14 protein-coding genes are annotated in these 12,380 nt (G+C 60.2%); 2 read left to right on the plus strand and 12 right to left on the minus strand.

Annotated elements, in window-relative coordinates; all coding sequences use genetic code 11:
* Positions 1 to 51: 51 nt before the first annotated feature.
* Positions 52 to 270: a hypothetical protein gene (locus tag NFI08_RS16150; protein WP_045994191.1), complete on the minus strand. Its 219-nt coding sequence runs from the start codon at positions 268 to 270 to the stop codon at positions 52 to 54.
* 1,076 nt (positions 271 to 1,346) lie between these two features.
* The gene (locus tag NFI08_RS16155) at positions 1,347 to 1,550 is read right to left on the minus strand and encodes a hypothetical protein (protein WP_213227044.1); all 204 of its coding nucleotides are present in this window, start codon (positions 1,548 to 1,550) and stop codon (positions 1,347 to 1,349) included.
* A 1,226-nt stretch (positions 1,551 to 2,776) separates the two neighbouring features.
* Between NFI08_RS16155 and NFI08_RS16160 the strand changes: the two genes are divergently transcribed.
* A complete protein-coding gene (locus NFI08_RS16160) occupies positions 2,777 to 3,064 on the plus strand; it encodes a hypothetical protein (RefSeq protein WP_349590625.1) in 288 nt (95 codons plus the stop codon).
* A gap of 25 nt (positions 3,065 to 3,089) precedes the next feature.
* On the opposite strand, the gene NFI08_RS16165 is transcribed toward NFI08_RS16160, so the two are convergent.
* From NFI08_RS16165 to NFI08_RS16195, 7 genes are read right to left on the minus strand one after another with little or no spacing between them, the layout of a single operon-like run.
* A complete protein-coding gene (locus NFI08_RS16165; RefSeq protein WP_349590628.1) occupies positions 3,090 to 3,659 on the minus strand; it encodes a DUF4376 domain-containing protein in 570 nt (189 codons plus the stop codon).
* On the minus strand, positions 3,656 to 5,347 hold the full coding sequence (locus tag NFI08_RS16170; RefSeq protein WP_349590631.1) for a prophage tail fiber N-terminal domain-containing protein: 1,692 nt from the start codon (positions 5,345 to 5,347) through the stop codon (positions 3,656 to 3,658). Before NFI08_RS16170 ends, NFI08_RS16165 begins: the two co-directional genes overlap by 4 nt.
* Positions 5,348 to 5,386: 39 nt before the next feature.
* Positions 5,387 to 5,746, minus strand: coding sequence for a hypothetical protein (locus tag NFI08_RS16175; protein WP_349590634.1), 360 nt, complete (start codon positions 5,744 to 5,746; stop codon positions 5,387 to 5,389).
* Positions 5,739 to 6,125: a hypothetical protein gene (locus tag NFI08_RS16180; protein ID WP_349590637.1), complete on the minus strand. Its 387-nt coding sequence runs from the start codon at positions 6,123 to 6,125 to the stop codon at positions 5,739 to 5,741. Before NFI08_RS16180 ends, NFI08_RS16175 begins: the two co-directional genes overlap by 8 nt.
* On the minus strand, positions 6,122 to 9,424 hold the full coding sequence (locus tag NFI08_RS16185) for a TipJ family phage tail tip protein (protein WP_349590640.1): 3,303 nt from the start codon (positions 9,422 to 9,424) through the stop codon (positions 6,122 to 6,124). The genes NFI08_RS16180 and NFI08_RS16185 overlap by 4 nt, the downstream gene beginning before the upstream one ends.
* A complete protein-coding gene (locus tag NFI08_RS16190; RefSeq protein WP_349590643.1) occupies positions 9,421 to 9,996 on the minus strand; it encodes a tail assembly protein in 576 nt (191 codons plus the stop codon). The genes NFI08_RS16185 and NFI08_RS16190 overlap by 4 nt, the downstream gene beginning before the upstream one ends.
* The gene (locus NFI08_RS16195; RefSeq protein WP_349590646.1) at positions 9,996 to 10,715 is read right to left on the minus strand and encodes an NlpC/P60 family protein; all 720 of its coding nucleotides are present in this window, start codon (positions 10,713 to 10,715) and stop codon (positions 9,996 to 9,998) included. Before NFI08_RS16195 ends, NFI08_RS16190 begins: the two co-directional genes overlap by 1 nt.
* Positions 10,716 to 10,805: 90 nt before the next feature.
* Here NFI08_RS16195 and NFI08_RS16200 point away from each other — a divergent pair, with 90 nt between their 5' ends.
* Complete coding sequence (locus NFI08_RS16200) at positions 10,806 to 11,003, plus strand: hypothetical protein (protein ID WP_349590649.1); 198 nt, start codon at positions 10,806 to 10,808, stop codon at positions 11,001 to 11,003.
* Between the two features lie 9 nt (positions 11,004 to 11,012).
* Here the strand turns inward: NFI08_RS16200 and NFI08_RS16205 are convergent, their stop codons facing one another.
* Genes NFI08_RS16205 through NFI08_RS16215 form a run of 3 tightly spaced genes read right to left on the minus strand, consistent with a single transcriptional unit; the run spans position 11,013 to position 12,380 of the window.
* Positions 11,013 to 11,306: a hypothetical protein gene (locus tag NFI08_RS16205; RefSeq protein WP_349590651.1), complete on the minus strand. Its 294-nt coding sequence runs from the start codon at positions 11,304 to 11,306 to the stop codon at positions 11,013 to 11,015.
* A gap of 10 nt (positions 11,307 to 11,316) precedes the next feature.
* Positions 11,317 to 12,027: a phage minor tail protein L gene (locus NFI08_RS16210; protein ID WP_349590654.1), complete on the minus strand. Its 711-nt coding sequence runs from the start codon at positions 12,025 to 12,027 to the stop codon at positions 11,317 to 11,319.
* A complete protein-coding gene (locus NFI08_RS16215) occupies positions 12,024 to 12,380 on the minus strand; it encodes a phage tail protein (protein ID WP_349590657.1) in 357 nt (118 codons plus the stop codon). Before NFI08_RS16215 ends, NFI08_RS16210 begins: the two co-directional genes overlap by 4 nt.

Here is a 12,380-nt window from a genome sequence, read left to right on the forward strand (position 1 = left end):
TCGCACGTCATGGCCGCACGTCATGACTTGGCAAGGCTCAGCGCCAAAGGCTCAGGCGGCAGCGTCCTCTTCCATCATCTTGTGAATGAGCTCCTTGAGGTCCTCGACCTGTTGCTCGAGGGCTTCCACCCGGTCCTCTTCGCTGTTCTGCTGGGCTTTCTCCTCGATTTCCTGCATGTGCTCCTGCAGGGCTTCCGAATCCATGGCGAAGGTGCTGCCCGCCATCACAAATGCGGCGATCATGGTCGATCCGACTAGCGTGCGTTTCATGTGGCATCTCCTGGAAGTCGTCCCTGAACCCTGTGAAGGCCCGCGCTCACTCCATCGAGGCGATATGGCGCTCTGCCGTCCGTGAACTGAACTGGCACAATTCACTATAGGATGTATTTCTTTATTCGCCATTATTGATATTTCGGCGCAAGCGATGAGCAAGGATGTGGGGAACGATGAGAAGGCGATGACAAAGCGACAAGAGGGCGATCAGAGGACGATGAAAGACGGGGCGGGGCAGGGAAAGCGTCTGGCGTGCAACGCCAACGGCTAGATGGCTAAAGTGGGCTGCGCGACCAGAACGCGACCAGAACACCACCACAAGGCAGGTCATCGAGGGAGTGAGTCACGTAAGACATCGATAGGGTTGGTGCCCGGAGCCGGGCTCGAACCGGCACGGTGTTGCCACCGAGGGATTTTAAGTTCGATCTGATCTAATTGGCGGCCGCGCTTGCAATGCGGTTTTTATGAAAATCAGTCACTTAAAGTTGCGTAATGCTGGACATAGCTGCCTCTCAGGCATTGACTGTGCGACCAAATTGCGACCATATCAAGGTACGGTGAGATTTCTTGGTGACAACGACTTTTACTTAGGAACGGGACAAAGGCGTCTAGCAAAGCATCTGACTGGTATTTTCACAAGCAATGCACTAGAGATCTAGTCATTGCTTAGCTTCTTTTATGAGTTGTCTAGTTGATTTTTATTACTTTTACGGAGTGATTTTCCAGAATTGTGCAGGTGTGAGCAACGTTGTGGTCCTACGAGCTTTGCTATGTCAGCATATACTATATGAATTGCTGAAACAGGAACGCTTTTGTTAGAAGAAACTGATGGTTGCGAGCAAGATGAGCTTAAGGAAAAGTTAGAGCTGCTCAGGGAGATACTGTCTTCTATAGAAATTATATCTAAGTCTACCGATTGGCGAGATGATAGAAACAGGGTGAGAATTGGGCGATTGTCTCATACTGGCATGCTTCTCATCGATGTTATAGAAGACTTCACGTCACAGAGGCGGCGTGATGGTCATCAACAATGATGATGCAGGGAATGGAGATAGTTAAAGATAATGTATTGCCTATTTTTGCGTAGAAATTCCCACTGATTTCATATAAGTCTCAAAGGCAATGCAGGCTGCTTTGCAGCGAGCATCAACCTCACTTTCGAGTGTATCAAGTACATGTCGTTGGGCACCCGGCTTGTACTCCACAATGTCCCACTCGATTTCTGACCCAATCTCGCTGTAATGCGCTTCTACCTTGATGGATGTTGTGACATTCATAGCGTCTCTCCAAGTCTTCTATGTTCCTGAGTGTAACAGTATTTTGAGACATTGGGATGCTCACGCTCGGACCAGCATAGAGAAGTGAAAAAAGATAGTTTTAAGGCCTGGTTGCGGCGCTTTCGAGCACAGGTCAGTGAATTTTGGCTCGCAGGGGTAGGGCTCATGAGAGAAGAAATAATAAGCTTTACAGCTGTAGATGGTGGATGGGAGCTGTTCTGTAGAAACTGTTACACGCTAGAGTTTAACCACTACTCAGATTCTCCGTGGCTCCAATTCGAAATTCAGCCTGAAACAAAAAATGGGGGACGCTACACCGTCAGGTGCCGCGTATGCCGCCATGTATCGCGACGAAAATCGCTGCATCCGGATAGTCTTCGACCATCTTAGATTCGGGTTGCGAGCAAGGTAGTGGCGCTGGCGGAAAGGTTATAGCAGATCGTAGGTTGTGGATCGCACCTCGTACCGCTCTGATCTACGCTGAGCCAAGCACTTTGTTTTCAGGAGACAGGGATGCTCACGCAGATGATCAGTTACCAGGTTGTGGAGAGCGGGCTGGAAATGCGTTGCCTGGTGTGTCAGACCGTCGAATTTCAGGAGACAGGGCGGCAAGGCTGGAGGCTTTTCGAAGTGGTGCCAGACGGTCCTTGGGGCAGATGCTTCATCATTACGTGCAGGGCCTGTGGCCACAAGAACCTGCGCGCCTCTTTGCAGCCTGACTGGTATGGCTGAGGTGGGCAGTCAGCTACGACATCATGCTGTGACGCCATCTCAATGAGCCCCGGTGCTCGTGAGCCTGGTGTCTTTGGTAGTCGGCAGGCCGACGGCTGAGCCTGCGAAGACTTACTCGGCTAGTACCGCTTCGGCACAGAAGCTGACATTATGTTCTACGCTAAGCACTAGGAGGCTAGGCGTAGGATAGTCATGTTGGACATGCCGATGATCAATTTTGCGACCGTGGAGGGCGGCTGGGAAATGTACTGCCTGAAATGCCACTCTGCCGAGTTCAACGTCACGGATCGCTCACCGTGGAGCCAGTTCGAGATCCGGCCGGGTGCCCCGCATGGGAGGTGCTACATCATAAAATGCCGTTCATGTGGCCACGAGGCTATCCGGAACTCACTGCAACCGGATTGAGCGCCACTTTTCGTAGAGCTGACTCGTGCCCGTACTGATTGTCTCGCACGGCCATACCGGCCAGGGGCCAGCAAGACCCAGTGGTGCCAATGAGCGAGTACGAGATCACCCAGTGGCGCAAACGCCTCGAGCGCAAGGGCTGGCTCGGCCTGAGCCGGTCATCGCCGCCGATCGATAGGCTGGTCGAGTACCACGTTGTCTGGCAGGGCTGGCTGATCAGCGGTCGTTGCCGGCTGGGAGACGAGCCCAAGGACGACTGGTGGGAGCCAGGCACACCGCAGTATCTGCTTTCCCGCAAGCACGGCATCAGCGATGGAGTGTGGCGGCTGGCGAAGGATCAGCAGGCAGAAGTGGGGCAGGTGAGGAGGCGATGGTAGGGTAGCGTCATCCCTGGCGCCCCGGTTATTCCCAGCCAATCCCCTCAATAGCCGCGACGGCTTCGTCCAGCGACGGATAGTCGCTTAGCTCCACCGCCTCGATGGCGTCCTTGCGGTCCCAGCTCTGCGCCATCACGCCCTTGTAGTGCGCCAAGGCCGCATTGGTCAGGTCGATCATCTGTGCCGGCGTCAGCCAATGCCGGGCGTTGGATCTACCCCGAAACTCATGCACCGCTCCCGTTTCGCCTGCTGCCATCAAATCGCGGGCATCAATCGCCAGCCCCATCAGGTTCTGGCGGTCACCGGCCTGCATCTGGATAACGTCATTGGTGCCGTCCGGCATGGTGTACTGCAGTCCGTCAGCGAGCGCGGCATCACGGGCCGCGTTGATGCGGCGCGTGGCAGAATTTCTGGCTAGACTGAGGGCCTTCTGCTCGTCAACGCGTATTTCACCCGAGTCATAGTCAACGATCCATGTCGATACATCTGTGTCTGGCAGAGTTACAGGCTTAAATCCCTGTTCAATTAAGTCGTCCTGATCACCTTCTACGTTAAATGCATAAACTTTATTCAATATATCGATATAGTGTTTCATCTTAGTTCCATCCATGTCTCCATTGTATCTTGCGCCGAAGTAGAATAGGCACGGTAGCTACTGCCGTTAGGAACTATTCCACTGACTGCTGTTCTAGTCCCTCCGCCCGAAACCCCGCGAGTTGTCATTTCAATTATAACAACCCCGTCTACTTCAAGTTTTGAGTTGCCCGTGTCGTCACCACTATCAAATGTTACACAGACTGAAATCGGTCGCCCCGTGGTATTTGTGTATATGATGCTTGGTGCCCTGTCCGCTTTAACATCCTGCCAGGCTTGATCCTCACCTATAGAGAGCCCTATGTTCTTTCCGTTGACTTGAGGCATCGTGTCAAAATCGTTCGTCCCCGAAAGCCGCGCATACCGTGCATCAGCCTGCGATGTCTTGGGAACTTCATTCGCACCGGTGCCCACGTTGGCTGCAGCCGCCGTCCCAGCATCCGAGATAGTGCTCAGCGGCTGGTTGCCGGTGTGGTTGGCGCGCTGTACGGCGAAGTCTTTTGCGGCCTGCTCAGCACTGGCGGCTGATCCCGCAGGGTCGGCGCCGACCTGTGCGGGAGTATGAGCAGAGCTTTTTGCCTCGTGTGTCGCGACGGCAGATGAGGCTGTTCCAGCGGGGTCTGCGCCAACGTCGCCCGGAACGAGCGTGACGGCGCCAGTTTTGCCGGCAACGCTGGCCACGCTGTCGGTATTATCGATCTTCGACCAAGTGCCACCACCGCCGCTCTCGTTGGGCGTCCAGAGCAGCATGTCCTTGTTGCGGTACTCGACCCCACCGATGGTCTCGCCATTCGCCGCGCCAGTGACCAGCCAGTAGCTGGCCCCAGTCGGCTCGGGCGGCAGAGAGCCGGTGCTCGCATCCCAAGCGCCTTGGGCGACCATGGCGTTAACAGCACGCTGCCGGGAAACTTCCGCCCAGTGAGCGGCGGAGAACTGGGAGCCGTCACCCTCTGGCACCGGTGTATCGTTCGGGTATTGGGCCCAGTGCTGGGCCTCTAGGGCGGAGTCGCCTGCGGCGCTCTCTGATCCTGCGGCGTTTGATTCGCTGGCCGCAGCGGCGCTCGCCGAGCCCGCCGCGTTCGAGGCAGAGGTGGCCGCACTACCTTCGCTCGCTGCTGCTGCACTGGCTGAACTGGCGGCATTCGCCTCGCTGGTCGACGCGGCGTCGGCACTGTCGGAGGCGCTGGATGCCGATGCGCTGGCAGCGCTGGCCGAGCTGGCGGCATTCTGCTCACTCGTGGCCGCATTTGAGGCTGATTCGCTGGCCGCCGTAGCACTGTCGGCAGCGCTGGATTCGCTTGCGGCCGCCTCACCGGCAGAGGCTCCCGCCTCATCCCGGTACCCGCGGGCTTCGTCCACCAATGCCCGGAACTCGATCACGATGCCAGGCGTCAGGTCCTGTTCGCCTTGCCACTCGACCACCAGTTCATTGAGATCGGTGGCGGTGGAGTCGGCACGCACCTCCAGATTCTTGGCGAGCTCGAGGAATGACCGGCCCTGCATCACACGCACGTCGTAGCGACCCACCTCGACGGAGATGGAGTAGTCGCCCTGGGCGTCGGTGATAGCCTCGGCACGAATGTGGTTCAGGACGGTGGCGGATGTCCTGACGGCGTCAAAGCGGATGGTCGCCCCGGGCAGCGGCTGGCCATAGGGGTCTTTCAGTACGCCGGTAAGCGTCACTGCCATGGTGTGTCTCCCACAAAAAAGCCCGCGCTTGGCGGGCTGTTAGAGTGCGTTGCGAAAGCGGGCCAGGGCCCGGTGCATGTCGGCGGGGGTGCTTGATCGTCGAATATCGGCCTTGGCGGTGATGCGCGCCTCCTCGATGGTGCCGGCACGCTTTTCCCATCGGGTGCGAGCACGCTTGATGCGCTGGCAGACGGTGGTCACGTCAGCGTCTGTGGCGTCCGCCTCGGCTTCGACCATTGGCCCCGCGCCTTGGGCCGCCTCGGCCAGCTTGAGTTGGTAGACGGCCTCTTGGGCGGGTGAAACGCAGCGAGCAGCCTCGGCCTCGCTGTCCACCAATGCCAGATAGTGCCTCTCGGCCTCAGCCCGCGAGGAGAACCGGCGAATGCTCAGCCTATCCATCGATCGCCACCTCCAGGGTTTCATCGAGGCGCCAGGCGGGGCCGACCATCTGGATCTGGACGGTGCCCGGCACGTCGACATCGACCTGGGCGCTGTCGCCGGTGGTGACCATCTGGTGGCCGTCCATCGCCAGCAGGGTGCCAGGCTCCAGCCCGGTGATGGTGGCCGTTAAGCCCTCGACTGCAACCTGAGCATCTCGGCGCTGCTTCGGCTTGATCTGGCCGTCTGCCAGGTCCACGTAGTGGGCGGCATCGTCGAAGCCTGCCTCGACCTCGATATAGCCCTCGTCTTCGCCGCACTGCATCTCGACATGTTCTTCGGGGCAGTCTGTGACGCGCAGGATGGCGCCGGTCAGCTCGCAGTAGATTGCGACGATCATCGCTTTTTGCCCTCTGCAGTCAGAGTGGATTGCGTGGAATTGACGGTGCTGGCACCGCGGCACTGGATGGCGACGGTGACGCCATGGCGGTTGCCGACATCGAGGGTGCAGGCGTGGTTGAGCTCGCCGGTGCCCGTAGGGATTTCGAACCAGACGCCACCGTCGACCACCCAGCGGAAATAGGGCCGGCCGCCACCGCCTGTCGCATTCGTTGCTGCGAAGTTGGCGAAAACTCGGCCGCCCTCAGCATTGAGGTAAACCGACAGCCAGTTGACCCAGTTTCCGTTGCTTGCAGCGCCAGAGGTTCGTGACGTGCCGACTGGGATGGTCACCGCTTGCCCGGCAATCTGCAGCGTGTCGACCTGTGCATTACCAATCTTGGCGGTGGTGATCGCTGCATTGCCGATCTTGGCGTTGGTGATGGCGCCATTGCGGATGTGGGCGTTCTGCACGTCGATGTTGAACAGCTTGCCGTAATCCACATGGAGCTCATCGGCCTGGATGTAGCTGGCCTTGACCTTGCCGTTCTCCACAATGAACGAGCCATCGGACGCTTTCAGCTTGGTGAACGTCAGGTACTGGATCAGCGCTTCTTTGAGGTACAGCGTGCCATCGGTGAAGATGAACGGGATCACCTCGGCGGCGCCGTCACCTGGCTGGGCGATGTAGAACCGGTCCGCCAGCACGCCGAAGTCGAAGATAGCCTGATCTTCGTCGTAGGCCGTGCCGAAGCCCGCCACTCGACCGCCGCCAGTCACGTTCAGCACATAGCTGGAGTTGAGCCCGTCGATGTTCTGGCTCAGGTCCGTGAACAGATCCGTCTGTTTGATCTGGCCGCTGATCACCGACATGATCTTGTCGGGGTCGTTTTCAGTGGTGGCCTGCACCGGGTACCAACTCGAGACGCCGTAGGCGTTGATGCCGCGCACGTAGTAGTAATACGTGGTGTCGGGCTCGAGATCGGTGTCGGTCAGGGTAGGCGCCACACCGACGCGCACTGCATTCGACTCGATCAGTCCTGTGTCGAGTGCGACGTTGGAGCGCCAGAATTCCCACATCTGCCCAGGGTAGAGGCCATTCGGGATCAGCGTGATCTCGAAGGTTCCCGCTCGGATGTCCACGCTATCCGGCGGCGTCGGCAGCAGCAGGCCGGCCACGTTGGTGGTCCGGTACGCCCAGGGCGACACGGAGCCGGTACCAGTGATGCCGCGGACACGGACCTGCCATTCACCCGGCTCTGCATCGAGGATGTCGAACGACGTGCCCGGGCCTGTGAAGGCCTCACCCCATGACACGTCATTCGGCCCCTGCACCTCGGCAATGTAACGGACGACTCGAGCGTCATCGCTGGGCGTCCAACTGACGGTGATCTTCTGGTGCTCGGTGCCGCCGGCCAGGTACTTGGATGCCTCGACGGTAATGGAGTAGGGCGCCGCCACCGGGCCGGTCGGGATCAGCGTGTAATCCTCGTCCGGCAGGTTGAGGCCCTGCTCGACGCGATCGTACTTCGTCGGGTCATGCTCGACGGCGGTGATCTGGTAGATCGCCGTCTCCTGCTCAGCGACGGACAGCACCCGGAACTTGCGCGGCTCCACGTCCTGGCTCGACAGCATCCAGATGGCGCCACGGATCGGCTCAGCTGAGAGCGGGCTGACCAGCTCGACATGATCACCGGCGAACCGGTCGACCTGCCGGCGCTCAATCCCCCCGGTAGGCAGCAGCACGTCCAGATACCAGTCGCTGCCGCTGACCTGCTCGGGCACTTGGTCAAGCACCAGGGCAGACAGCCCAGGGCGAACGATCCGGCCAGAGAGCCGGGCGCCGGCCGTGGTCGGGTCGTTGACTGCGATAATGTCGCCCGGGCGAAGGTCGGCATGATCGACGCTTGCCTGGTAGGTGATCGTCTCGGTTTCAGCGCGCTCGCTGTAGAGCATCCACTTGCCAAGGCGGTGCGCCTGGCCGCGACTGGTGCAGCCTACGGCGGTGACGTCGATCTGCTTCCAGCCAAATTGCTGGATGGCATCGGCATCCTCGACGACCTCGACCTGGAGGCGGTAGTTGTCGCCAGGGTCGTTCCAGCTCACCAAGGCGACTGAGTGCCGGGCCTTCAGCGCGGTACCGCTCGTTTCGAACTCACCGTCGATGACATTGGCCGGCGACACCAGCTTGACCGGATCGGCCGGCATGTCGGCTGTCGCCATGACGGTATTGGCGCCCCAGTAGGTCATTCCACGGAACGCAGTCGCCAGGGTATCGAGCGCCTTGATGGCTTCCTCTCGGCTCGACAGCACGGTGTTGAAGGTGAAGCGCGGTTCTTGGCCGCCGAAGCCATCAGGGATCAGCTCGTCGCAGTATTGGGCGATCTGGTAGAGGCCCCACTTGTCGACGTTCTCCAGCCCGGCGCCGTACCGCTCGCTGGTGGCCAGGTCGAGGAAGCACCAGGCGGGGTTGTCGGTCCAGGCCAGCTTGAACGAGCCATTCCACAGGCCGGTGTATTCGCGAGTCTCGGGGTTGTAGTTGGTCGGCACCCGGACGATCAAGCCCTTGACGTCGTAGCTGCGCGAGGGGATCTGGCTGCCAAAATCCTGGGCATCGACCTCGAGCCCGACCAGTGCGGTATCGGGATACTGCAGCTTGGCGTCGATGATCTCGGTGTAAGTGGCCCAGTACGTCGCGTTGCGCAGGGTGGCGCTGCCGTTGTCGGGCGTCACTCGGCGCACGCGGATGTCACAGGGGCCATCACCGGTGAGCGGCACACGATAGGACCGCTGGTAGGGGCTGGTGGTCTTGCCCTTGATGATGTCGTAGCGCTTCTCGGACCAGCTGCCTCCATTGGGGCGAACATCGACGGCCACCGCCACCTCGGTGGGCAGCAGATCGCCATTCTCGACGTTCTGGTAGCTGAGCGCCTGCACCTGGACGGTAACGCGAGCGGCATCGGCCTCCGGGTTGGTGACGGTGCGAACGACTGGCGTGGCGTTGGTCACCTCGGTCGATACATCGTTGGCAGTCTCCACCGCAGGGAAGCCGGCGATGTGCGACTGATCAGGCTCACCAGTGCGGGTGTGAACGGTCACGCCTTGGAAGTTGAAGTCGCCGCCCTCGTCCTGCAACGGCGCCTCATCCAGATAGATGCTCTTGAGGCCATTGGTCAGGCCGACAATCGGCCCCTCGCCCAGAACGTCAATGATCCTGGCCTTGGAGGTGGAGCGAAGGGTGTTGGGCGCCTCGCGGGGAGTGCGGACTTCATCGCCACCGCCCTTGCCGCCTTTCGCGCCATAGACAACCAGATCGGTCATTCGTCCAGCTCCTCAGCAGTCATGCCGGCAGATGCCACAACGCTGCCGACCTTCACGCGGCCATAGATCACCGGCACCGGCAGGCCCTGGGTGCTGGTGTTGGTGGGTCCATCGAACAGGAAGGAAGGGCGCTCGTCGGGTCGCTCCCGCTCGCCGTAGTCGCCTGTCTGCGGGGTGGGCGACAGCATCTGTGCGACACCACCCAAGGCAAGAGCCAGGCCCGCATTGAACATCCCGGGCCCGAAAACGGGGCCAGCCCAGAAGCTGGAAACCATCAGGACGGCGCCCGCAATGGTCTGCCAGATACCATCGCCCCCAGCCCCGGCGACCGCCGGGAGTAGGTGAATCTCGGTGGCATCATCCATGCCGACCATCAGCCCTTCTTCGTCGAGCGACACGCCGTCATCGAGGGGGCCGCGCACGACATGCCAGTCGCCATCACGGATGACAGCCTCGAAGCCGGGAATCTGGATCAGCAGCGCACGGATGGCTTCGGCAGGATCACGGACGTCCAACGAAAAGGACTCGCCGAAGCGAGCCCCAAGAAAGCCATGCAGATAGAGCGTTTTCATCAGTCCCTCGACGTGTGACGGAGCCAGTGGGTGATGTAGGGGAGCCAGCGGGCGGCAGGGTCTCGGCGCGAGAGCCGAGTGGGGTCGACAGGCTGCCGGCCAGACGGGTGGTGGAGGCATAGCCCGTTCTCCACCAGGACACCGCCATGGTTGGGCACGTCGCTGCGAAGCTGGGCGAACCACATATCGCCGGGCATGGCCTCGTCCGCCTCAATGACGCGGAATCCCGCCTGTTCAAAGCCCTGGCGGTAGAGGTCTTGCCCCTTGAGCCACCATTCCCATGAGCGAGGAAACTCAGGGAGGTCGACGCCCAGTTCTATCGCGTAGTAGTCGCGGATCAGGGCATAGCAGTCGGTCACGCCGTGGACGAAGCCCCTGCCGACCAGCTCGGGCCGGTCGCCGTCGCCCCACCAGCGAATGGGTGTCGTGGTGTTGCCATCGGTGGCCACGATCCCCCACGGAACGCCCGAGGCAATCTGGCCGCGCATGTCGGCCTCGCTGGGGCAGTCCGGGTAGTCCGGGTGTGAGTGAACAATGGCCCGCAGGCCCTGGGCGGCGGCCGCTGCCATGTCGCGCTTGGCGATGGCGAAGGTGGACCGGGGGGCGTCTGCCACATTGGCTACCTGCCGGCAGCCGTGGTCGGTGATCAACCACACAGCCTCATCGGGATAGGCGGCCAGGGCTTCGGCGCGGATCTGGTTGTTGAATCTGCTGAACAACTGCGTCGCCTCGAGGTGCGCCAATATTCCATTCATCCAGACCAGTGCTACATTCGAGTTTCCACACGCGAAGTTTTACTGGAGCAAATGATGCAGGAATGGAAGTTGGCCAGGATTAGTTTTGAGAACCTCAACTACGAGGGATTCCTGAGTGCTCGCTATGTATGCGGTGAAGGGGCGAGCCTCGACGTTTCAATAGACCGCCCAGGCAACCTGGAGGAAATGAAGGTCCAAGACCTCATAGAGTCCCTCGGCGCCGAGCGCGATAGGCTGCTCGGGAGGGGGTAGCCTCGGCTTTCACATCTTGGCGAGCATCCCGCCTGGACGGGTCTCTCGCTCAAGCGCTGTTCGAACGGCCCGGTAAATAGCCCGGGCCGCTTCGCCCCCTGATGTGTCGCTTGGCTTGCATGACAGCGCGTCATAGAGATGCGTCTGCCGAGCTAGCTCCGCAGGACTTGTCGCCTCGCATTCTTTGATCTTGAGGGCGTCATTGACGCTGCTTTGCAGCCTTCGAAATTCGACCTTGTCGATGGCGCCTGCGCTGACGTAGACGTGTCCAGCCTCATCGATGATGAAAGGGATCTTTTCCATGTTCATTCTCCTATCGCACCCGGCCAACGCCGGGGAATGCTCGTGTTGGTAATACGCCGTTCTGCCCGAACCTCAACCGGCAGTCGCTCAACCGCTTGCCGCACACATCGCGCCCCATGCCGGGCAGAGCATCGGATCCGTCAGCCTCCCACTCGCCGGAGCCAGAGTAGGGGCAGGTCACGCCTTCATAGCGGTACTGCGTGCCGTCCCACCAGCGATAGCGATGCGTGCACGAGTCCCGTAGGATCTGCCGGTGGGGGATCATCCGGCCTTCTTGGTCCATCTGTACCGACAGCTCAAACTGGATCTGCCGGCGGTTCTGTGACGCCTTGCGCTCGATCACGTAGTAGTCGATCGGAAACAGAGCCTCGGGGTCGGGTAACGTACCGTCATCCAAGTGCCGTCGGTAGGTGCGCAGACGCTTGACCGGGGCGCCGACTAGGTCGTCTGCACTGATCACCAGCGACAGAAACGCGAGTTCCATGGCGGTGACCGATAGCGTCGGACGGGGCAGGGTGCCTTGGCCGTTCCACTCAAAGCCCTCGGCCTTGATCGGCACTGGCTGATATTCGTAGCCATTAAACCGAACCGGGCCACCATCGATCGGGCAGGGCGCGAAGCGCAGAATGCCATCACCGTAGTTACGAGCATCAAGCTCGAACATGGTGACGATAGCATCCTGCTCTAGGCGCTGGGCATCGGAAGCGATGATCTGGCTCATAGCCCGAAGTCCTCGGTGAACGTGGCTGTCAGGGTATGCCGCTTGAAGGTGTCCTCGGAGACCTTAGGGTGCTCTTTGCAGACCACGCGCCATGCCTCAGGCTCACCGGAGACCTGCCACAGGAAGGCATAAACACCCAGGCGTTGCACCAGGAAATCCCGCAAGCGCTCCATCTGCTCTTGGGTGATGAGGCTCCATGTCACGGTCCACTCTCGCCTAGACGAATTGATACCGGTAGGCCGGCGCTGCTCGTATCCATCACCAAAGCTCACCGCATCCACAGCAAACGAGCCGCCGCCGGTCAGCCCATAGTCAGGCTCCCGGCCAATATCGGGGAGGAAGTCGATCTCCAT

Source organism: Halomonas sp. EF61, assembly GCF_040147045.1.
Classification (GTDB): Bacteria; Pseudomonadota; Gammaproteobacteria; order Pseudomonadales; family Halomonadaceae; genus Halomonas; species Halomonas litopenaei.

Bases quoted from the DNA above. Each gene is read 5' to 3' on its own strand.
- NFI08_RS16150 (WP_045994191.1), bottom strand. From the start codon at position 270: ATGAAACGCACGCTAGTCGGATCGACCATGATCGCCGCATTTGTGATG.
- NFI08_RS16155 (WP_213227044.1), bottom strand. From the start codon at position 1,550: ATGAATGTCACAACATCCATCAAGGTAGAAGCGCATTACAGCGAGATT.
- NFI08_RS16160 (WP_349590625.1), top strand. From the start codon at position 2,777: ATGAGCGAGTACGAGATCACCCAGTGGCGCAAACGCCTCGAGCGCAAG.
- NFI08_RS16165 (WP_349590628.1), bottom strand. From the start codon at position 3,659: ATGAAACACTATATCGATATATTGAATAAAGTTTATGCATTTAACGTA.
- NFI08_RS16170 (WP_349590631.1), bottom strand. From the start codon at position 5,347: ATGGCAGTGACGCTTACCGGCGTACTGAAAGACCCCTATGGCCAGCCG.
- NFI08_RS16175 (WP_349590634.1), bottom strand. From the start codon at position 5,746: ATGGATAGGCTGAGCATTCGCCGGTTCTCCTCGCGGGCTGAGGCCGAG.
- NFI08_RS16180 (WP_349590637.1), bottom strand. From the start codon at position 6,125: ATGATCGTCGCAATCTACTGCGAGCTGACCGGCGCCATCCTGCGCGTC.
- NFI08_RS16185 (WP_349590640.1), bottom strand. From the start codon at position 9,424: ATGACCGATCTGGTTGTCTATGGCGCGAAAGGCGGCAAGGGCGGTGGC.
- NFI08_RS16190 (WP_349590643.1), bottom strand. From the start codon at position 9,996: ATGAAAACGCTCTATCTGCATGGCTTTCTTGGGGCTCGCTTCGGCGAG.
- NFI08_RS16200 (WP_349590649.1), top strand. From the start codon at position 10,806: ATGCAGGAATGGAAGTTGGCCAGGATTAGTTTTGAGAACCTCAACTAC.
- NFI08_RS16205 (WP_349590651.1), bottom strand. From the start codon at position 11,306: ATGGAAAAGATCCCTTTCATCATCGATGAGGCTGGACACGTCTACGTC.
- NFI08_RS16210 (WP_349590654.1), bottom strand. From the start codon at position 12,027: ATGAGCCAGATCATCGCTTCCGATGCCCAGCGCCTAGAGCAGGATGCT.
- NFI08_RS16215 (WP_349590657.1), bottom strand. From the start codon at position 12,380: ATGGAGATCGACTTCCTCCCCGATATTGGCCGGGAGCCTGACTATGGG.